This window comes from Nocardia rhizosphaerihabitans (assembly GCF_014646295.1).
In the GTDB taxonomy this organism is placed as follows: domain Bacteria; phylum Actinomycetota; class Actinomycetes; order Mycobacteriales; family Mycobacteriaceae; genus Nocardia; species Nocardia rhizosphaerihabitans.
The window spans coordinates 315,165-334,850 of record NZ_BMNE01000004.1 but is presented as its reverse complement, the minus strand read 5'-3'; the positions used below and the strand labels follow the sequence as shown (position 1 = coordinate 334,850).

Here is a 19,686-nt window from a genome sequence, read left to right as displayed (position 1 = left end):
TGGGTGCTTCAGACAACGGCGGTTCTCGGGGTTGCGGCGGCGGCGCTCGGCATGGTGCTGACGCCGGGGCCGAACATGATGTATCTCGTCTCACGGACGGTGTCGCAGGGGCGGCGGGCGGGGATGATCTCGCTGGCCGGGGTCGCGGCGGGGTTCGGGGTGTATCTACTGGCCGCCGCGGCGGGGATCACGGCGGTGTTCGCGGTGGTCCCCGGGCTGTACGTGGGGATCAAGCTGGCCGGGGCCTGCTATCTGCTGTGGCTGGCCTGGCAGGCGGTACGGCCGGGCGGGGTGTCGGTGTTCGCGCCCGCCGAGCTACCGGTGGATCCGGCGCGCCGGCTGTTCACCATGGGATTCGTCACCAATCTGCTCAATCCGAAGATCGCCATCATGTACATGGCGCTGATCCCGCAGTTCGTCGATCCGGAGCGCGGGACGCTGTGGTTGCAGAGCCTGTCGCTCGGTGCGGTGCAGATCACGGTCGCGCTCACGGTCAACGCGCTGATCGTGCTCGGCGCCGCCGGTCTGGCCGCCTTCCTCACCGCGCGGCCGCTGTGGCTACGGACCCAGCGGTATCTGATGGGGACCGCGCTCGGCACCATCGCGGTGCTGCTCGCCACCGACAAGGCGCGGCCCGCGCCCGCCTGAGCTCTCTGCCCGCGGCGCGCCACGGTGAGGCCGGGTGGTCGCCGGTGCGCTCCTGCGTGTCACGCTGCTGGGTGGATCAGGCGAGAAGGAGTGAGCGGTGAGCGTTGGGGTGCTGGTGGCGGAGCTGGATTCCGCGGTGACCGCGGTGCATCACGGCGGCGAGCTGCTCGGGGTGATCTCGTTCGCCGCCTCCGGCGCGCTGGTCGCCGTCCGCAAGCGACTCGACCTGTTCGGCATGGCGGTCCTGGCCGCCGCGACCGCGCTCGGTGGCGGCATCGTGCGCGACCTGCTGATCGGGCGCACCCCACCGGCCGCGTTCACCGATCTCACCTACCTGTCCGCTTCCCTGCTGACGGCCTTCGTCCTGTATTTCATCGCGCCGTCGCCCCGGCTCACCAAGGGTCCGCTGGAGATCGCCGACGCGATCGGGCTCGGCCTGTTCTGCGTCACCGGAACCGTGATCGCCGACTCGGCGGGCCTCGGCGCACCCACCGCCGCGCTGCTCGGCATGACGACCGCCATCGGCGGCGGCGTCCTGCGCGACGTGCTCAGCGGCGAGGTGCCGAGCGTCCTTCGTCCCGATCAGGACCTCTACGCCATCCCCGCCCTGTTCGGCGCGGCCACCACCGCCACCCTGCTGCACTTCGACCTGTACCGGGCGTGGACCGGGCTGCTCGCCGCCGCCGGAGCCATCGGCTTCCGGCTGCTTGCCCGCCACTACCAGTGGCACGCGCCGCTGGCCCGGCACGCTCGCGACTGAGCCGTCAGCGCACCGGCATTCCCGCGCGCAGGCGCCGCACACCCTCGTCGATGGTCTCGTCGCGCTTGCTGAAGGTGAAGCGCACCAGGTGTTTCCAGTCGTCGGGATGGTCGGTGAAGACACTCACCGGCACCGCGACGACACCGAGGCGCGCGGGTAGTTCGCGGCAGAAAGCCAGGCCGTCCACAGCGCCCAGCGGACGGATGTCGGCGCAGACGAAGTAGCCGCCGGAACTGGCGGCGACGCCGAATCCGGAGTCGCGCAACGCGGCCGAGAGGCGCAGCCGCTTGTCGGACAGGTCGTCACGCATGGCGTGCACCCAATCGAGCTCGGCGTTGATCGCGTGCGCGACCGCGGGCTGAAACGGTCCGCCGCCGACGAAGGTGAGGAACTGCTTGGCCGCCAGCACGCCGTCGAGCAACGGTGCGGGCGCGCACACCCAGCCGATCTTCCAGCCGGTCACATTGAAAGTCTTTGCCGCGCTGGACACCACGACGGTCCGCTCGCGCATGCCGGGCAGGGTGGAGATACTGATGTGCTCGGCGCCGTCGTAGACGAGGTGCTCGTACACCTCGTCGGCCAGCACCAGCAGATCGTGTTCGCGGGCCAGTTCGGCGATGGCGGCGAGATCGGCGCGATCGAGCACCGAGCCGGTCGGGTTGTGCGGTGAATTGATCACCAGCATGCGGGTCTTCGGGGTGATCGCGGCGCGCAGGCTGTCCAGGTCGAGCACGAAACTGTCGCCGTCGGGGACCAGGCGCGCGGTCCGGCGCCGGGCACCGGCCAGCGCGACCGCGGCGGCGTAGGAGTCGTAGTACGGCTCGATGAGCACCACTTCCTGGTCCGGCTCGACCAGTCCGAGCAGGGCGGCGCTGATTCCTTCGGTGGCGCCGACGGTGACCAGCACCTCGGTGGCCGGGTCGTAGGCGGTGCCGTAGCGGCGGGCGCGGTCGTCGGCGATCGCCTGGCGCAGCACCGGCATGCCGCGCCCCGGCGGGTACTGGTTGAGCCCGTCGGCGATGGCCGCCCTGGCGACCTCGAGCATGCCGGCGGGCCCGTCGGTATCCGGAAATCCCTGACCCAGATTCACCGCGTCATGGCGGACAGCCAGTTCGGTCATCTCGGCGAAGATGGTCGATCCGAACGGGCGCAAACGGGAGACAGTGGGCGGCGCAGACGACATCTCCGCAGCGTATCCCACTTTTCGCGCGCGTTGCCGACCGATAGCGAACACGCATGTTTCACAAACGTTTTGCAGGCTTGACCTGCGCTATTGTGCGATCACCCAGGCTGAGCTAGCCTCGCCGTGTTCTACCTCACACACCACTGCGTGGTGGTATATCGAAAGGGGCTCCTTATGGCCTCACCTCTGCTCGATTTCATCGCCGGACCGGCTGCGTCGGAGGTTGCCGGTTCCGCTCTGCGATTCATCCACGACCATCTGATGGGCAGCCCGATCGTGGACTACTTCACCGGCTCGGCGACCCCCGACAACAACATGGGTTCCTCGACCGGCGACCACAACCTCGGCTCGTCGACCGGCGACCACCAGTGGGGGTCGACCTACCCGTAGACACTCGTAGCATCGGACCGGATCGCGCGGGTCCGGTCCGGTGCGGGAGTTCAGCGCAGCCGCGCGCCCGACAGCTTCATCACATTGGCGAAATCGTAAGCAGCCCAGACTTTTCCGTCGCGCACCGAGAATCCGAGGACGCGCACCGGCCGCCCGAACGGCGAGTTCGGATCGGTGAGCACGAGGCCCGATTGCCCGTTCACCGCGGCGAATCCCATGTCCAGCCCCGGTTCTTCCAGGTGCTTGCGCCACAGGCCCAGCGCGAGGCGCGCGATCTTCTCCGCTCCCGCAACCACATTCAGCGCGGTCTTGGTCGTTCCGCCCGCATCGGCGACGAAGGTCGCGTCCGGGTGCAGGGTGGCCGCCACCGCGACTACGTCGCCGGTCGCCAAGGCGGCGAGGAACTTCTGGACCGCCTGATCGTGCACCTCGTCGGGGACCGGTTCCGGCGCCTGCGCCGCCGCCTTGCGCGCCCGCACCGCCAATTGCCGTGCGGCATCGGCGGATACGCCCAGGATCTCGGCGATCTCGTCGAACGGCACGTCGAGGCTGTCGTGCAGGACCAGCGCCACGCGCTGCTGCGGCGTCAGCGCGTCGAGGACCACCATCGCCGCCATCCGGCTGTCCTGGTTGCGGACCACCACGTCCAGCGGATCAGGGGTGCGCGACGGCGTGGTGACGATCGGCTCCGGAAGCCACTGCCCCACATAGGATTCCCGGCGCACCGCCGCACTGCGCAGATGATCGAGACAGATCCGGCTGACCACCGTCGTCAGCCAGGCCCGCAGATCGTCGATCTCGGACTGGTGCACCCCCGCCATCCGCAGCCAGCTCTCCTGCACCGCGTCCTCGGCATCGCCGACGCTTCCGGTGAGCCGGTAGGCGACCGAAAGCAAGTGCGCTCGATGCGATTCGAACAGGTCGGCGAGAAGCGGGGAAACCATCGTCGATGATCCTACGGACCGGAAAACCTGCTGAGAAACCGGGCGTCGACCTGTCAGGATGACACGATGTACGAGCACACGCTCACCGACGGCACGGTCTGGCTCACCCGCCCGACCGGCGCCGACATCGACCGCATCACCGAGTGCTGCCAGGACCCCGAGGTGGGTCGCTGGACGACGATTCCCGTCCCGTACAGCCGCTCGGACGCCGAGCAATTCCTCGACCTGGTCGTCGCACCCGGCTGGGCGGGCAACGCGCCCGTCTGGGCGATCCGCACCGCCGAGAACGGGCAGGTCGAAGGCATGATCGGCCTGCACACCCGCGGCCCCGGCGTCTGCGAGATCGGCTTCTGGCTCACCGCCGACCACCGCGGGCACGGCCTGATGTCACGCGCCATCGCCCTGGTCTGCGACTTCGCCTTCGCCCCCGACGGCCTGGCGCTGGCCCGCATCACCTGGCGCGCCATGGTCGGCAACCACCCCTCGGCCGCCACCGTCCGCCGCAACGGCTTCCAGTACGAGGGCACCGCCCGCCTCGGCGGCATCCAACGCGGCGCCCGCGTCGACGAATGGCACGCGGCCCGCCTGTCCACCGACCCACCCGGCCCGGCCGACACCTGGCCCGTCGACATCGCACCCGGCTGAACTATCTCCCGCCGGCGACGGCTCGGTTCAGCGCGACAACCCGAAACGGGATGTCTGTTCCTGAAGAGCGCGCCTGCCGAACCCACAGCGCATGCCAGCATGGACACATGGGCTCACACACTCATGGATCTGCCGGATCGGCTTCGGTCCGAACCGGGAGCCCGGGGTGTGGCATGCCGGGGAGCGGCGATGTCTGATGACGCTCGGTTCGAATGGTTTGCCGATGTCATGGGTGTGCGGGCAGAGGATCTGGTGCTCGAGCTCGGGCCGGGGCCCGGAGCGTCATTGGTGCGGGTGGCAGCCCGGTTGCGTGGTGGGCGGATCGTTGGGGTGGATCGGTCGGCGACGGCGGTCGAGCGGGCGCGGGCGCGGTGTGCGGCGGAGATCGAGGATGGGCGGGTGCGGGTGATCTCCGGGGCGGTTGGGGAGGCTTCCGCCGGTGAGCTGTTGGGTCAGCTCGAGGGCGGGGAGCGGTTCGATCTGGTGTTCGCGGTGAATGTGAATCTGTTCTGGACCGGGCCCGCGGTAGCGGCGTGGGCGATGGTGCGCGAGTGCCTTGCGCCTGGCGGACGGTTCTGGCTCTGTTACGGCTACGGCAGCCCTGAGGGGGAGACGACGAGCCCGAAGCCGGATACCGCTGCGCTCGAAAAGCGCGCGGCGGCAGCGGGGTTCGAGTGCCGAGTACACGCGTCGGGTGACCTGCTCGCTGCGGAGCTTGGTTCGCGCAGCTGACTCGATGCCGGGTGACACCTGGTCACCGCGGAGCTGGGTACAAGCCGCTGACCAAGATCACCTCGCTCTGGTGGCGGTCGCTTCTCGGGCGATGCTGACACCAGAGCGTGGTGATCAACCGTCCAACTGGGCGACGTCGGTTCAGGGCTGGTCGGCGAGGATCGGTCAGCGGTTCTGGGCGCGGCGGGCGGTGCCGCGGTGGGCGGTGACGGTGGTGGGGTCTTCCGGCCAGGCGTGCTTCGGGTAGCGGCCGCGGAGGTCGGCGCGGACCTGGGGCCAGCCGTTCTTCCAGAACGAGGGGAGGTCGGCGGTGACGGCGACGGGACGCTGGGCCGGGGAGAGCAGGTGCAGCAGGATCGGGGAACGGCCGTCGGCGAGGGTCGGCGGGTCGGTCCAGCCGAAGATCTCCTGGACCTTCACGGCCAGGACCGGGGGTTCGGCGCTGTAGTCGAGGCGGACTCGGCTGCCGGAGGGGACTTCCAGGCGTTCGGGGGCGAGGTCGTCGAGGCGGGCTGCCTCCGGCCATGGAAGCAGGCGGCGCAGGGCGGTACCCGCGTCGATGCGGGCGAGGTCGGAGCGGCGGCGGGCGGTGGCGAGTTCAGGGCCGAGCCAGTGATCGAGGTCGGCGAGGAGGGCGTCGTCGTCGACGGCGGGCCACGGGGCGCCGAGTGTTCGATGCAAGAAGTCGAGACGTTGCCGCAAGTTGCGGGCGTCGTCGGTCCAGCGCAGGAGATCGAGCCCCTCGGTTTGCAGACCCTCCCGCACCGCCTGCTCCACCAACCACGTATCCGGTTCGCGCAGAACCTTTTCCGACAGCACGATCGCCCCGAGCCGTTCCACCCGCCGGGCAACCACGTCACCCGATTCCCACTGCACCTCGTCAGCCCGCGTCACCAATCCGGGCGCAGCCTCCCGGGCGAGCTCCTCGTCAGCGATGGCCGCCAACCGAATTCGCCCCTCGGCCCGCCCCGGATCACGATCGGCCACCGCCACAGCGAGCCATTCCGCCGCGCCAAGACCGGAACCCGGCGGCAAAGTCACCGCCGTACCCCCAGCCATGAGATACGAAGACCCGGTCGCCCGCCGCCGAGCCAACCGCTCCGGATGCGCCAGAGCAATCATGAGCGCAGCAACATCCGTGGGTTGCCCCACCACTGCGGATTGGCCGGTCGAGGCGGACTCACCGGCTGCGGAACTGTCGCTGGGTACGTCGGTCGCGGCGACCAGTTTGGCCAGGCGTTGAACTTCCTTGGTCCAGCGGGTTGGGCGTTCAGCGCGCAGAGCGCGTAGGGCCGCGGCTGCGTCGACGCCTGAGGCAAGGGAGTCGTCGTCCATGAGCGCCACCATTTCGGCGGCGGCGCGGGGGCCGACGTGGCCGGCGCCGTCGAGGAGGGCGCGGGCCAGACGGGGGTGCAGGCCGAGGGCGGACATGGCGCGGCCGCGTGGGGTGATGCGGTCGGTGCTGTCGAGGGCGCCGAGGGCGCGCAGGACGGCGCGGCCTGCGGCCAGGCCGCCTTCGGGCGGGGCGTCCCACCAGGCGAGGCCGGTGCCGTCGGGGGTGCCCCAGCAGGCCAATTCCAGGGCGAGACGGGTGAGTTCGGCGGTGCGGATCTCAGGTTCGGGGTAGGCGGGGAGGGTTTGGTGCTCGTATTCGGGCCAGCAGCGCCAGGCGGCACCGGGTGCTTCGCGGCCGGCGCGGCCGGCGCGCTGTTCGGCCACCGCCGACGAAACCCGCACCGTGGCAAGGCCGGACAGCCCGCGCCGATGATCGATGCGTGGCACCCGCGCCAAGCCGGAGTCGACGACAGCGCGCACCCCGGGCACCGTGAGGCTGGATTCGGCTACCGCCGTGGACAATACGACGCGACGCCGCGATCCCGGCCGCAGCGCGGTGTCCTGGGCGGCGCCACCGAGCCGCCCGTGCAGCGGCACGACATCGACATCCAGATCGCGCAGCAGTCCGGCCGTCCGATTGATCTCGCCGACGCCGGGCAGAAACACCAGCACGTCCCCGTCGGTCCCCGCCAGCGCAGCCCGCGTAGCCCGCGCGACCTGCGCTTCGACCCGTTCGCGAGGCAAGGAGGGAAGGTACCGGACATCCACCGGATAGGTCCGCCCCCGCACTTCGAGCACCGGCGCGGACAGCGAACCCCCGCCAGGGGAGTCCGTCGGCGGCAGCTCACCCGCCCCGAGAAGCTGCGCCAAACGATCCGCCGCCACCGTCGCCGAGGTCGCGAGCACCCGCAGGTCCGGCCGCAATCCCGACCTGGCGTCGAGCAGCAACGCCAGCAGCAGGTCGGCGTCCAGGTGCCGCTCGTGGCACTCGTCGAGCACCACGGTGCCTACCCCGGCGAGTTCCGGATCGCTCTGCAACCGCCGCACCAGCAACCCGGAGGTCACCACCTCGATCCGCGTTCTCGACCCGACCTTCCGGTCCCCGCGCACGGAGTACCCGACGGTCTCCCCCACCTTCTCCCCGAGCAGCGCCGCCATCCGCGACGCCGCCGCCCGCGCCGCCAACCGCCGCGGCTCGGCCACGACGACCCGCCCCTCGCTCTCGGCAGCCAAGGCCAACGGAACCAGGGTCGTCTTACCTGTTCCCGGCGGCGCGACCAGCACCGCGACCCCGCGATCGGCCAGCGTCTCGACGATCTCCCCCAGCGCGGGCCGCACCGGCAGGTCAGGCAGTTCAGGCAGCTTCATCACCTCTCAGTCTGCCGTCACCCACGTGCCGGGAATCTGCCACCCTGACCATGAGCCGCGCCTATGAGGACAACCACGATCGCACACATCGACGAACCTGGGCCTACACCGTGGACTGACGGGTATTCCGCCGGCGCCCACTCCCGGTTACGCTGCGGGAGATGAGTATCGAGTTCGCTCTGACGACGCTCGTCATCGTCGCCACGCCGGGCACCGGCGTCCTGTTCACACTCGCCGCCGGACTCGCACGGGGAGCGCGAGCCAGCGTGATCGCCTCCTTCGGGTGCACCCTCGGCATCGTCCCGCACATGCTCGCCGCCATTACCGGCCTGGCCGCGGTATTGAACGCCAGCGCCGTGGCCTTCCAGACCTTGAAATATCTCGGGGTCGCCTACCTGCTGTACATGGCGTGGAACACCTTCCGCGACAAGGGCGCGCTCGCGATTCCCGAGGGCGAGTCCGGCCCGCCGCCCTCGGCGCGCAAGGTGGTCACCTCGGCGATCCTGCTCAATATCCTCAACCCGAAGCTGACGATCTTCTTCTTCGCGTTCCTGCCCCAGTTCGTGCCGACCGGCGCGCCGAACGCCTTGGCGCGCATGCTCGAACTGAGCGGCGTGTTCATGCTGGCGACATTCGTGGTGTTCGCGATCTACGGCGCGGCCGCGGCGGCGGTGCGCTCGCACATCCTGTCGCGCCCGGCCGTCGTGACGTGGATGCGCCGCGTCTTCGGCGCGTCCTTCGTCGCGCTCGCCGGTCGCCTCGCCGTGCAGAACCAGTAGCCGGAAAGCACTGTGGCCCCGGAACATTCCGGGGCCACAGTGCGAAAAGAACTCAGCCGCGACGGGATTCGACGGCGGCGGCGAGCCGGTCGAGCTGGGCGGCGGTGACGTTCCAGTCGATGCACGCGTCGGTGATGGACTGGCCGTAGGTGAGCTCGTCGGCCTTGCCGAGGGTCAGGTCCTGGCGGCCCGCGACGAGGAACGACTCCAGCATCACGCCGACCACACCCTGCTCACCGCCGGCGAGCCGCTCGGCGATATCGGTGACGACGTCGACCTGGCGGTTGTGGTCCTTGTTGCTGTTGCCGTGGCTGGCGTCGACGACAACGCGCTGGGCCAGCGAGGACTTCTCCAGCCGCAGCTTGGCCTCGGCGACCGAGGCGGCGTCGTAGTTGGTGCCGTTGCTGCCACCGCGCAGGATGACGTGGCAGTCCGGGTTGCCGGTGGTGCGGATCAGCGCGGAGCGGCCGTCGAGGTCGGTGCCGGGGAAGACGTGGCTGGCCGCCGCGGCGCGCACGCCGTCGACGGCGACCTGCACGTCACCGTCGGTGCCGTTCTTGATGCCGACCGGCATGGACAGCGCGCTCGAGAGCTGGCGGTGCACCTGGCTGGCGGCGGTGCGGGCGCCGATCGCGCCGTAGGAGACCAAGTCGGCGATGTATTGCGGGGTGATCGGGTCGAGGAACTCACACGCGACGGGCAGGCCGAGTGCGGTGATGTCGACGAGCACCTTGCGGCCGATGCCGAGGCCGGTGTTGACGTCGAACGAACCGTCCAGGTGCGGATCGTTGATCAGGCCCTTCCAGCCCAGCGTCGTGCGCGGCTTCTCGAAGTACACGCGCATCACCACGTGCAGCCGGTCGCTCAGCTCCTCGGCCTTGGCGGCCAGCTTGCGGGCGTAGTCCAGCGCGGCGGCCGGGTCGTGCACCGAGCACGGGCCGACGATCACCATGAGGCGGTCGTCGTCGCCGTTGAGCACGTCGACGGTGGCTTTGCGGCCCGCACGAACGGTGTCGGCGAGCTCGTCGGTGATGGGGTGGACCGTGCGGACCTCGGCGGGCGAGCGCAGGGGGCTCACGCTGAGGGTGCGCTGGTCATCGAGGTCGGAATGCCGCGAGTCGACATCGGCTGCGGTGGTCATGTGTGGGTTTCCTATTCTTCGAGGCCGACCCACGGACTTTCGCGAACCCGTCGAGCCGGTCAGTGTCCGGCTCGGGGTGGAAGAAGTCAGCGCGCAGGGTCGCAGACCGGCCCACCCAGGGCCGGCTCGCTAAACCAGAAATATGCGCGCTGCATGCCGTGGACTGTACCACCGGTGAAACGCCGCCAACCGGGGCAAGGTTGCCCGGAGTGCGGACCATCACACCTGCGCGTCGGCGGATCTCCAGCCCGGAAGCCTTGACCTCTACCTTGCTCGAGCTTTTAGCGTTGGTGGCCGAGGAAAGGAAATCGACTGTGACAACACTGGTTACGGGCGCTACGGGAAACACCGGACGCCAGGTGGTACGCGAACTCGTCGGCCGCGGAGAGAAGGTCAAGGCGGTCACGCGCGATGCCGCCGCCGCGCGTACCTTGCTCGGTCCGGAGGTGGAGCTGGTCACCGGCACCCACAACGAGCCGTCCACGCTCGACGACGCCTGGCACGGCGTCGACCGGCTGCATGTGACGGTGACCGCCGGGCTCGGGCCCGAGCTGATCGGCCGGGCCGTCGAGGCGGGGGTGCGCCGCATCACCGTCGTCTGGGGCGGCGGGGTCGGCCCGGTCGAGGAGGCGATCGCGGAGTCCGGGGTGGAGTGGACGCGGCTGGAGCCGCAGGAGTTCATGTCGAACACGCTCACCTGGCTCGAGCCGATCCTGGCCGACGGCGTCGTGCGCGAGCCCTACGACCATCCGAGCGCGGTGGTCCACGAAGCCGATATCGGCGCGGTCGCGGCCGTGGCGCTGCTCGAGGACGGTCACCACGGCCGTTCCTACAACCTGACCGGACCCGCGGCCATCACCCCGCGCGAGCGGATCGCGATCCTGGCCGAGGCGGCGGGCAGGCCGATCGAGTTCGCCAGGATCACCCATCAGCAGGCGGTCGACCGGCTCATGGCGACCGGTGTCTCGAAGGCCGACGCGGACTATGTCATCGGCTGGTACGCCGAGTCGAGCCCGGAGTCGTACACGGTCGACCCGACCGTGGAGCAGGTGCTCGGCCGCCCAGCCCGCACCTTCGCGCAGTGGGCGGCCGAACACGGGCATCGATTCGCCCGGACCCACCGCACGTAGTCGACGGAGCCGGGCAGCGGGACCGGAGCGGGGTCGCTCAGCCCCACTGACCCGGCACGTAGTCGCCGGCCGGGGTGCGGGCGATGGCGTTCATCCGGTTCCAGGCGTTGATCATCGCGATGGCGGCGATCAGGGCGGCGATCTGGTTGTCGTCGTAGTGCTTGCGCACCTGCTCCCAGGTGTCGTCGGTGATCCGGCCACCGTCGGCGGCGCGGGTCGCCTCCTCGGTCAGCGCGAGGGCGGCCCGCTCGGCCTCGGTGAAGACAGTGGCCTCGTGCCAGGCGGCGACCAGGTTCAGCCGCGTCGCGGACTCGCCCGCGTGCGCGGCGTCCTTGGTGTGCATGTCGGTGCAGTAGCTACAGCCGTTGATCTGCGAGGCCCGGATCTTCACCAGTTCGTAGGTGGCCTTGTCCAGCGGGGAATCGTCGATGACCTTGCTCGCCATGATCAATCGCTTGGTGAAGCTGGCCGCGACGGGGTTGGCGTAGAGGTTGAAGCGCGGTTCCATGGTGGCTCCTTCGTCGTCCTGTGGGGTTCTACAGAGAGGACGAGGGAACCACCCCGAGGTGTGACAGCACCCGAATGTGATGCCGGTCACCAATCTTCAGATCAGGCCGCAGAGCTTCTCGGAGAGCTCCCACAGCTCGGAGGCCACCGCGCGATCCTTCGACGCGCCGGTGCTGCCGCAGCGGGCCGGGTATCCGCGCAGGCCGAGCAGGCCGTCGGGGCCGTAGAACGCGCCGGGCACGATGTCGGCGGCAGCCGCGAACAGGGTCGGCAGCGCGCCCTGCTCGGCGCTCTGGGCCAGCGTGCGGTTGCCCAGCCACATGATCGCGTCCTGGATGGATTCGGTGTGCGACATGAGTTCGGTCGCGGCGTAGCCGGGGTGCGCGGCCACCGAGACCACCGCCGAGCCCTCACCGGAGAGCCTGCGCTGCAGTTCGTAGGCGAACATCAGGTTGGCCAGCTTGGACTGACCGTAGGCGAGCCAGCGGTCGTAGCGGCGGCGCTCCCAGTTGGGGTCGTCCAGGTCGATCCGGCCGATGCGGTGCGCGCCGCTGGAGACGGTGACCACGCGATCGGTGATCCGGTCGAGCAGCAGGTTGGTGAGCGCGAAGTGGCCGAGGTGGTTGGTGCCGAACTGCATTTCGAAGCCGTCGGCGGTACGGCGCAACGGCAGCGCCATCACGCCCGCGTTGTTGATCAGCACGTCGACCCGCTCGATCGAGTCGGTGAAGGCGCGGACCGAGTTCAGGTTCGCCAGGTCGAGCTCACGGACCTCGGTCGCGCCCGGCATGCTCGCCGCGACCCGCTCCGCCTTGCCCGTATCTCGACAGGCCAGAATCACCTTGGCGCCCGCGGCGGACAGCGCCCGCGCGGTGGCGGCGCCTAACCCACTGTTGGCTCCGGTGACGACGATGGTGCGGCCGGTCTGGTCGGGCAGGTTCGCGGTAGTCCACTTACTCACTGGCGAAAGTCTACTGCGACCTGCGAAAATCGCGAATCGGCAAGAGCCGGTGCATGGTTCGCACCGGCTCCTGGGCGGTCAGGACTGCGCGAGGATCTCCTCGTCGGTCATCGCGGCGACCTCGAGGTACATCGCGGCGACCGCGTCGAGCCTGCCCGTGGTGCCCGCCTCGGCCTCCCGCTCCAGCATGCGGGCGGCCAGGCCCGCGATGCTGCGGGCGGTGAACAGGTCGGCGACCACGGTGTCGGGCGCGTCGAGCCATTCGCGGATGCGGGCCACCGCCGTGGTGGCCAGCACCGAGTCGCCGCCGAGGGCGAAGAAGTCGTCGGTGACGCCGATCTGCTCGGTCGCGAGGACCTCGCCGATCACCGCGGCGAGCGCGCGTTCGAGGTCGGTCCGTGGCGCGACGAATTCCGTCGCCGTCTCGCTCTTCTCGAGCACCGCGCGGACGGCCTTGCGGTCCGGCTTGGCATTCGAGGTGAGCGGGAGCTCGGCGAGCAGTTCGAGCCGGGTCGGGACCATGTAGGCGGGCACCAGCTCGGCGGTCGCGGCGAGCACGGCCTCGATGTCGAGGGTGGTGTCCGGGGTGGCGACGATCGCGGCGACCAGCTTCGGCGCGGCAGAGCCGACCACGGCGGCCACCGCGTGCCGGATGCCGGGCACCGCGCGCAGGGCGCTCTCCACCTCGCCGAGCTCGACCCGGTAGCCCCGGATCTTGACCTGGTGGTCGGCGCGGCCGAGGAATTCCAGGCCGCCGTCGGGCAGGTAGCGGGCCAGGTCACCGGTGCGGTACCAGCGCAGACCCTCGTGGGTGACGAACCGGTCGGCGGTGCGCTCCGGATCGGCACGGTATCCGGCGGCCACGCCGTCGCCACCGATCCACAGCTCACCGGTGACCCAGTCGGGGCAGTCGGTGCCTGCGGGCCCGACGACGCGGCACTGCACATTGCGCAGCGGGGTGCCGTAGGGCACCGCGCTCCACTCGGCGGGGACCCGCGCGCGGACGACCTCGCAGATGGTGGAGTGGATCGCGGTCTCGGTCGCGCCGCCGAGGCCGGCGAACCGGCACTCCGGGGCGACCGCGGCCAGGCGGGCGGGCAGGGCGACGTCGACCCAGTCGCCGCCGAGGATCACCGTGCGCAGCGACGGCAGCTGCTCGCCCGCGGCGGCGGTCAGCAGCATGTCGAGCAGGCTGGGGACGCAGTTCAGCATCGAAACCCGGTGGCGGCGGATGAGTTCCACCCAGCGGGCCGGGTCGCCGCGCTGGGCATCGTCCACGGCGACCACCGCGCCACCCGCGGCGAGCAGGCCGAAGATGTCGTAGACGGAGAGGTCGAACTCCAGGGCCGACAGGGCCAGTGCCCGGTCGTCGGCGCCGAGGCCGAAGCGCTCGTTCAGGTCGTCGATGGTGTTCATCGCGGCGCGATGCGGGACCTCGACGCCCTTGGGCTTGCCGGTGGAGCCGGAGGTGAACAGCACGTAGGCGATGTTCTCCGGGTCACCGAAGAGGGGGCGCGCCAACGGTTCCTGATGCGTTCGCGCCTCGGCGAGGTCGATCGCCCGCGCTTCGGGAATCTGCGCGCCGCCAACGGTGAGCACGGCGACCGCATCCGCGGTGCGCAGGATCTCCGCGCGCCGGGCGGCGGGCTGATCGAAGCCGATCGGCACGTACACCGCACCGGCAGCGAGCACGCCGAGCACCGCGAGCACCTGATCAGGACCCTTCGGCAGCTGCACCGCCACCGAATCACCCGGCGCCACACCGGCTTCACGCAGCGCACCGGCGACCGCCAGCGCATCGGCAGCGAGCTCGCCGTAGGTCAGTTGCCCGGCGGGCTCCCAGATCACGGCGGGCGCACCTGGATTCGTCGCCGCGTTCGCGAAGAACCCGGTATGCAGCAGTCCCCCACTCACCGGGCCCGCAGTGGCGTTCACCCGCGCGCGAGTTGCCGCCTGCTCCACCGGAATACGCACGCCGGCCTCGGCCTGCCACCCAGCGCTGCCGATCACGGCGCTCGACACCGCCCGGCCACTCTGCTCGCCGGAGGTCGCCGAGGACACGGCCCCGACCATCGCCGCCTGGGCACCATCGTGCGCATCGGTGATCGCTGCTTCGGCGCCACCCACCGAATCGGTGAGTGCGGAACTCTGGCCGCCCAGCCGCTCGATCGCCTCGATGTAGCGGGCGAACATCACGTCGACCATGCCTGCGGGGAAGGCGGATTCGCGGATGTCCCAGTTGAGGAGAAGGCCGCCGCGGACTTCGGTGATCTGGGCGTCGAGGAGTACCTGCGGGCCCTGGGAGATGATCCAGACCGGGTCGCCGAAGGTGTCGGTGACGGTGTCGGCGAACAGTTCGCCCAGGTTGAGGGCGCTGGTGTAGACGATGGGGGCGAGCACCGGTTCGCCGCGGTGACGGCCGAGGTCACGCAGGACCTCGAGGCCGGAGTAGGCCGAGTGCGCGCCCGCTTCGTGCAGGCGCTGCTGGAGGGCGCGGGCGCGGTCGGCGACGGTGGCGGGCTCGGTGACGTCGACCTCGAGCAGCACCGAGGAGGTGAAGTCGCCGACGACGCCGTCGACCTGCGGGTGCACCGGCTCACGGTGGAACAGCGGCAGGTTCAGCAGGAACCGGCGCTGCGCCGACCAGCCGCCGATGGTCTCGGCGAACACCGAGGCCAGCGCCATCGCCGGGGTGATGCCGCGGGCGTGCGCGGCGTCGAACACCTGCGCCTTGGCCTGCGGGGAGAGCCAGCGGTGCAGGCGGATCGTGCGGCTGGGGTCCGAGATCTGCTGGGCCTGCGGCAGTTCCGGCGAACCGGGCAGCTCGGGCAGGCGTTCCTGCCACCAGGCGCGGTCGCGGGCATGCTCCTCGCCGGCTCCCGCGGGGTGTTCGGCCAGGTACTGGCGGAAGGTGTAGTCCTGCGGCGGCAGCTGTTCGCCGTGGTAGAGGCGGGCCAGGTCGGTGATGAGGATGCGGTAGCTCATGGCGTCGGCGGCGAGCATGTCGACATCGAGGTGCAGGCGGGTGCGGCCGTCGGCGAGCCGGGTCAGCGCGATATCGATCACCTGACCGTCCTGCACCGCCATCCGCTGATGGGTGCGCGCGCTCCGCAGCTCCTCGAGCCGCTGCTCGGCATCCTCGGCGGACGCTTCGCGCAGATCGGTCACGCTGTACACCGCGCGTCCCGGCCGGTCGAGAGTCTGCTGGGTGCCGTCGGGCAGGAATCGGGTGCGCAGCATGGGATGCCGGCCGAGCAGCTGCTCCACCGCGCGCTCCAGCCGCTCCGGATCGACACCGGCACCGTCGAATTCGACGTACAGGTGCGCGGCGACACCGCCGAGTTCCTGGGCGTCCGAACGCCCGATCCAGTACGCGTGCTGCATGGGAGCGAGGGCGAACGGGGTGCCGTCATCGGGCACGATCACGGATTCGCCCGGAGTCACGCCGGCCACCACAGCGGAAGCCGAAGCCGTTGCGCTCGCCGCCTCGGCGGCGCTCGCCGCGAGGTCGTCCGGGTCGGCGCCGTTGAGTAGGGCGAACCAGGCGTCGACCGTCGGGTGGGCGGCCAGCAGGGCGAAGTTGACGGCGATGCCGCGCTTGCGCCAGCCGCCTGCGAGCTTCATGGTGCGGATCGAGTCGAGGCCGAGCTGGATGAGGTCGGTGGCGTCGGCGACGTCCTCGGGGGCGAGGTCGAGGTGGCGGGCGATCGCGGCACGGATCTCGGCGCGGTCGATCACGACGCCTGCGGGTGCTGTATCCATCTGCCGGTTCACTCCTTGCTCGCCGTCCGAGGCCGGACGGATTTCGGTACTGCCCGGCGGCAGCCTACTTCATTGAGATAGGGTTGCCTAACCTATGCAAGGTCGGGCTGCGACGCGGGCACCGAACTACCGGGCTCCCTGCCCGCATCGATCCCGGATCGACCAGCGGGAAGGCCGAGGCAGGGTGCGAGAACACGCCCGGACACACGGCCCGCCCGATCGATCCGCAGGACGGCCGGGACCGGGCGAGAAACACGCGGCGCGAGCCGCCAGAGCAGCGAGGCAGAACGTGACGTCGACATCGGCCGCAGCAGACCACCGCGAGGGCTACGTCCCCTTCCCCGAGCAGGCCGCCCAGGACTACCGCGCGGCAGGCTACTGGGCCGGACGCACACTCGGCGACCTGCTCCGTGACTCCGCGCGCACCCAGCCGCAGCGTCCCGCCGTCCTCACCGACGGCGGCACCCGGACCTACGCCGAACTCGACGCGGCCGCCGACCGGATGGCGCACGGCCTGCTCGCCCTCGGCATCAACCCCGGCGACCGGGTGATCGTGCAGCTGCCGAACGTCCCCGAATTCGCCACCGCCCTGTTCGGCCTGCTGCGGGCGGGCATCATCCCGGTGCTCACCCTGCCCGCGCACCGCCGCGCCGAGATCGAGCACCTGGCCGCGATCTCCGGCGCCGTGGCCTACCTGATCCCCGACACCCTCGGCGATTTCGACTACCGCGAGCTCGCCACCACGGTGCGACAGGCGGTTCCGTCCCTGCGCCACGTGCTGGTCGCGGGCGATCCCGGAGACTTCACCGCGCTGGATTCGATTGCCCGCGACGGCGATTCACTGCCCGAGGTCGATCCGTCCGAGATCGCGCTGATGCTGGTCTCCGGCGGCACCACCGGCCTGCCGAAGCTGATCGCCCGCACCCACGACGACTACGCCTACAACGCCACCGCCAGCGCGCAGGTCTGCGAGCTCACCCCCGACGACGTCTACCTGGCGACGCTGCCCGCCGCCCACAACTTCCCGCTGGCCTGCCCCGGCATCCTCGGCACCGTCGCCACCGGCGGCGCGATCGCCTTCACCCTCGACCCGAGCCCCGAGGCGGCCTTCGCCGCGATCGAGAAGCACCGGGTGACCGTCACCGCCGTCGTCCCGCCGCTGGCCCAATTGTGGAGCGCCGCGGTGGAATGGGAAGAGGCCGACCTGAGCTCGCTGCGCCTGCTCCAGGTCGGCGGCGCCCGCCTGGCCGAGGTCAACGCCCGCGACGTGGAACCCGCACTGCACTGCCGCCTGCAGCAGGTGTTCGGCATGGCCGAGGGCCTGCTCAACTACACCCGTCTCGACGATGACGACGAGCTGGTCTACACCACGCAGGGCCGCCCGCTCTCCCCCGCCGACGAGCTCCGCGTCGTCGACGCCGACGGCAACGATGTCGCGCCCGGCGAGGAGGGCGAACTGCTCACCCGCGGCCCCTACACCCTGCGCGGGTATTACCGTGCGCCCGAACACAACGCGCGCGCGTTCACCCCTGACGGCTACTACCGCAGCGGCGACCTGGTGCGGCAGCTGCCCACCGGGCACCTGGTGGTCAGCGGCCGGATCAAGGACGTGATCAACCGCGGCGGCGAGAACATCTCCTGCGACGAACTCGAGGAGCACCTGCTCGCGCACCCCGCCGTGCGGCACGCGGCGGCGGTCGGACTGCCGGATGCCTCGCTCGGTGAAAAGGCCTGTGTCGTCCTGGTTGTCACCGGCGAGCTGCCCAGCCTCGGCGAGATCAAGACCTTCCTCACCGAGCGCGGCCTGGCCACCTACAAGCTGCCCGACCTGGTGCGCCAAGCGGATTCGCTGCCGATCACCGCGGTCGGCAAGATCGACAAGAAGGCCCTGCGCGCCCTGCACAGCTGATACGACAACGGCGGCTCACCGAAAGGTGAGCCGCCGTTGTGCCGTAGTCGAGAATCAGGCCTTCACGACGTACGGCGCTACGCTGCCGAGCTTCTCGCAGGTCTCCTCGAACTCACGCTCGGGACGCGACTGTCCGACGATGCCGGCACCGGCCCGCAGCCACGCACCCTCACCGGTCTGATAGATCGCCCGCAGCACCAGCGTCGCCTCCAGCGCACCGGTCGGCGAAACACACACCACCGCACCGGAGTACAGGCCGCGCGGATCGTGATCATTGCGGAAGACGGAGTCGACGCCCTCGCGCTTGGGGATGCCGGAGGCGGTCACCGAGGGGAACAGCACCTCGAGCGCGTCCCAGCTGGTGCGGTCGGCGGCGAGGGTGCCACGCACGGTGGACGCCAGGTGCTGCACGCTGCCGCGCTCGCGCACCGCCATGAAGTCGGAGACGGCCGGGGTGCCTGGCGCGGCGACCTCGGTGATCTCGGCGAACGAGGTCTGCACCGAGATCGCGTGCTCGACGATCTCTTTCGGATCGGCGAGCAGTTCGGCGCGGGCGGTGCCATCGGCCTCGACACCGAGCCCGAAGGCGCGGGTACCGGCGAGCGGCTCGGTGGTGACGATCCGGTCGTCGTCGACGGAGGCCACCAGTTCCGGGCTGAACCCGGCCGCTTCCAGTCCACCGAGGCGCAGCAGGAAGGAGCGGGCCGGGGTGTTGTTGGCCCGGCCGAGCCGGTAGGTGGCAGGCACGTCGACGGCGAAAGGCAGGTCGACCTTCCTGGACAGGATCACCTTCTGGTAATGGCCGGAACGGATCTCCGACACCGCGGCAGCCACGCGACCCTGGTAGTCGGTCGGGTCGGGACGCACGTCGACCGGGAACGCGACCGGCAGGTCGGTGCCCTGCGACGCGGCGATCAGGTCGTGGATATCGCAGGCCTCGGCGGGGGTGGCGCCGCTGATCCGCACGCCGGTGGCGTCGATGCGGACCTCGATCCGCGGAATCATCAGGTGCACCAGCGGGGTCAGCGGGTTCAGGTACCGGGTCGCGGCCAGCGAGAAGGCGCAGAACTCGAAACCGATCCAGCCGTAGGCATTGCGGCCCTCCAGCGGCAGCTCGGCCAGCGCGGCGTCGACGACCTGGGCGGGACTGCCGGTCCACGCGCGCGCGGTGGTCTTGTCACCCCACACGGTGCGCAGTTCACCGGCGTCGAGTTCGACGCTGCCGAGCGGGTCGGCGGCGAACACCCACCCGCCGGGCTGCTCGTACATCACGTACTCGCCGAACCGATCGGCTGCCGCCAGGCGGGACATCGCTGCCGCCGGATCGGTCACATACTCCACCCGTACGGGCTGTTCCGTCGACGACAACGATCCTCCAAGGTAATGCTGACCTAACTTCTTCGTGGTTAGGTTAGCATTACCTCGTCGATTAGCCAGCCTCGTCCGTGGGCATCCTTCACCACCCCGGTCGCCGACACGGCAGTCCGCAACG

General features: G+C 70.4%; 16 protein-coding genes. 8 read left to right on the top strand and 8 right to left on the bottom strand.

The genetic code is table 11. The annotated features are described in order from the left end of the window. The first annotated feature begins 51 nt into the window (after window positions 1-51). Window positions 52-648 (top strand): LysE family translocator, encoded by a 597-nt coding sequence (locus IEY60_RS19140; RefSeq protein ID WP_373291742.1) that lies wholly within the window; start codon window positions 52-54, stop codon window positions 646-648. 97 nt (window positions 649-745) lie between these two features. Then, window positions 746-1,408: a trimeric intracellular cation channel family protein gene (locus IEY60_RS19135; protein WP_229739951.1), complete on the top strand. Its 663-nt coding sequence runs from the start codon at window positions 746-748 to the stop codon at window positions 1,406-1,408. Between the two features lie 4 nt (window positions 1,409-1,412). Here the strand turns inward: IEY60_RS19135 and IEY60_RS19130 are convergent, their stop codons facing one another. Next, window positions 1,413-2,591, bottom strand: coding sequence for a pyridoxal phosphate-dependent aminotransferase (locus IEY60_RS19130; RefSeq protein ID WP_189030175.1), 1,179 nt, complete (start codon window positions 2,589-2,591; stop codon window positions 1,413-1,415). A 174-nt stretch (window positions 2,592-2,765) separates the two neighbouring features. Between IEY60_RS19130 and IEY60_RS19125 the strand changes: the two genes are divergently transcribed. Beyond that, window positions 2,766-2,981, top strand: coding sequence for a hypothetical protein (locus IEY60_RS19125; protein WP_189030173.1), 216 nt, complete (start codon window positions 2,766-2,768; stop codon window positions 2,979-2,981). Between the two features lie 50 nt (window positions 2,982-3,031). Here IEY60_RS19125 and sigJ read toward each other — a convergent pair whose 3' ends face one another. Then, window positions 3,032-3,925 (bottom strand): RNA polymerase sigma factor SigJ, encoded by an 894-nt coding sequence (sigJ, locus tag IEY60_RS19120; RefSeq protein WP_189030171.1) that lies wholly within the window; start codon window positions 3,923-3,925, stop codon window positions 3,032-3,034. Window positions 3,926-3,991: 66 nt separating this feature from the next. Between sigJ and IEY60_RS19115 the strand changes: the two genes are divergently transcribed. Then, entirely contained in the window at window positions 3,992-4,570 is a 579-nt protein-coding gene (locus IEY60_RS19115; protein ID WP_189030169.1) for a GNAT family N-acetyltransferase, read from the top strand. Between the two features lie 189 nt (window positions 4,571-4,759). Next, complete coding sequence (locus IEY60_RS19110) at window positions 4,760-5,302, top strand: class I SAM-dependent methyltransferase (RefSeq protein WP_189030167.1); 543 nt, start codon at window positions 4,760-4,762, stop codon at window positions 5,300-5,302. A gap of 165 nt (window positions 5,303-5,467) precedes the next feature. On the opposite strand, the gene hrpB is transcribed toward IEY60_RS19110, so the two are convergent. Further along, window positions 5,468-8,005 carry an ATP-dependent helicase HrpB gene (gene hrpB / locus IEY60_RS19105; protein ID WP_189030165.1) on the bottom strand — a complete coding sequence of 846 codons (2,538 nt, stop codon included), beginning with the start codon at window positions 8,003-8,005 and terminating at the stop codon, window positions 5,468-5,470. A gap of 161 nt (window positions 8,006-8,166) precedes the next feature. On the opposite strand from hrpB, the gene IEY60_RS19100 reads away from it, so the two are divergent. Beyond that, window positions 8,167-8,784 carry a LysE family translocator gene (locus tag IEY60_RS19100; RefSeq protein WP_189030163.1) on the top strand — a complete coding sequence of 206 codons (618 nt, stop codon included), beginning with the start codon at window positions 8,167-8,169 and terminating at the stop codon, window positions 8,782-8,784. Window positions 8,785-8,836: 52 nt separating this feature from the next. Here IEY60_RS19100 and IEY60_RS19095 read toward each other — a convergent pair whose 3' ends face one another. Beyond that, window positions 8,837-9,925 carry a 3-deoxy-7-phosphoheptulonate synthase gene (locus tag IEY60_RS19095; protein ID WP_189030161.1) on the bottom strand — a complete coding sequence of 363 codons (1,089 nt, stop codon included), beginning with the start codon at window positions 9,923-9,925 and terminating at the stop codon, window positions 8,837-8,839. Between the two features lie 314 nt (window positions 9,926-10,239). Between IEY60_RS19095 and IEY60_RS19090 the strand changes: the two genes are divergently transcribed. Then, window positions 10,240-11,055: an NmrA family NAD(P)-binding protein gene (locus IEY60_RS19090; protein ID WP_189030158.1), complete on the top strand. Its 816-nt coding sequence runs from the start codon at window positions 10,240-10,242 to the stop codon at window positions 11,053-11,055. A 37-nt stretch (window positions 11,056-11,092) separates the two neighbouring features. On the opposite strand, the gene IEY60_RS19085 is transcribed toward IEY60_RS19090, so the two are convergent. The 3 genes from IEY60_RS19085 to IEY60_RS19075 form a co-directional block, all read right to left on the bottom strand. After that, window positions 11,093-11,563 carry a carboxymuconolactone decarboxylase family protein gene (locus tag IEY60_RS19085; protein ID WP_189030156.1) on the bottom strand — a complete coding sequence of 157 codons (471 nt, stop codon included), beginning with the start codon at window positions 11,561-11,563 and terminating at the stop codon, window positions 11,093-11,095. Between the two features lie 96 nt (window positions 11,564-11,659). Next, complete coding sequence (locus IEY60_RS19080) at window positions 11,660-12,523, bottom strand: oxidoreductase (protein WP_189030154.1); 864 nt, start codon at window positions 12,521-12,523, stop codon at window positions 11,660-11,662. Between the two features lie 78 nt (window positions 12,524-12,601). Continuing rightward, window positions 12,602-16,285, bottom strand: a complete 3,684-nt coding sequence (locus tag IEY60_RS19075) for a non-ribosomal peptide synthetase (RefSeq protein WP_189030152.1) — start codon at window positions 16,283-16,285, stop codon at window positions 12,602-12,604. Between the two features lie 289 nt (window positions 16,286-16,574). Between IEY60_RS19075 and IEY60_RS19070 the strand changes: the two genes are divergently transcribed. Continuing rightward, window positions 16,575-18,194, top strand: a complete 1,620-nt coding sequence (locus tag IEY60_RS19070; RefSeq protein WP_189030150.1) for a (2,3-dihydroxybenzoyl)adenylate synthase — start codon at window positions 16,575-16,577, stop codon at window positions 18,192-18,194. A 54-nt stretch (window positions 18,195-18,248) separates the two neighbouring features. On the opposite strand, the gene IEY60_RS19065 is transcribed toward IEY60_RS19070, so the two are convergent. Further along, window positions 18,249-19,535 carry a salicylate synthase gene (locus IEY60_RS19065; protein ID WP_373291741.1) on the bottom strand — a complete coding sequence of 429 codons (1,287 nt, stop codon included), beginning with the start codon at window positions 19,533-19,535 and terminating at the stop codon, window positions 18,249-18,251. Window positions 19,536-19,686 lie beyond the last annotated feature (151 nt).

Excerpts from the sequence above, each read along its gene's own strand:
- IEY60_RS19140 (WP_373291742.1), top strand. The coding sequence starts at position 52 with ATGGTGCTGACGCCGGGGCCGAACATGATGTATCTCGTCTCACGGACG.
- IEY60_RS19130 (WP_189030175.1), bottom strand. The coding sequence starts at position 2,591 with ATGTCGTCTGCGCCGCCCACTGTCTCCCGTTTGCGCCCGTTCGGATCG.
- IEY60_RS19125 (WP_189030173.1), top strand. The coding sequence starts at position 2,766 with ATGGCCTCACCTCTGCTCGATTTCATCGCCGGACCGGCTGCGTCGGAG.
- sigJ (WP_189030171.1), bottom strand. The coding sequence starts at position 3,925 with ATGGTTTCCCCGCTTCTCGCCGACCTGTTCGAATCGCATCGAGCGCAC.
- IEY60_RS19115 (WP_189030169.1), top strand. The coding sequence starts at position 3,992 with ATGTACGAGCACACGCTCACCGACGGCACGGTCTGGCTCACCCGCCCG.
- IEY60_RS19110 (WP_189030167.1), top strand. The coding sequence starts at position 4,760 with ATGTCTGATGACGCTCGGTTCGAATGGTTTGCCGATGTCATGGGTGTG.
- hrpB (WP_189030165.1), bottom strand. The coding sequence starts at position 8,005 with ATGAAGCTGCCTGAACTGCCTGACCTGCCGGTGCGGCCCGCGCTGGGG.
- IEY60_RS19100 (WP_189030163.1), top strand. The coding sequence starts at position 8,167 with ATGAGTATCGAGTTCGCTCTGACGACGCTCGTCATCGTCGCCACGCCG.
- IEY60_RS19095 (WP_189030161.1), bottom strand. The coding sequence starts at position 9,925 with ATGACCACCGCAGCCGATGTCGACTCGCGGCATTCCGACCTCGATGAC.
- IEY60_RS19085 (WP_189030156.1), bottom strand. The coding sequence starts at position 11,563 with ATGGAACCGCGCTTCAACCTCTACGCCAACCCCGTCGCGGCCAGCTTC.
- IEY60_RS19075 (WP_189030152.1), bottom strand. The coding sequence starts at position 16,285 with ATGGATACAGCACCCGCAGGCGTCGTGATCGACCGCGCCGAGATCCGT.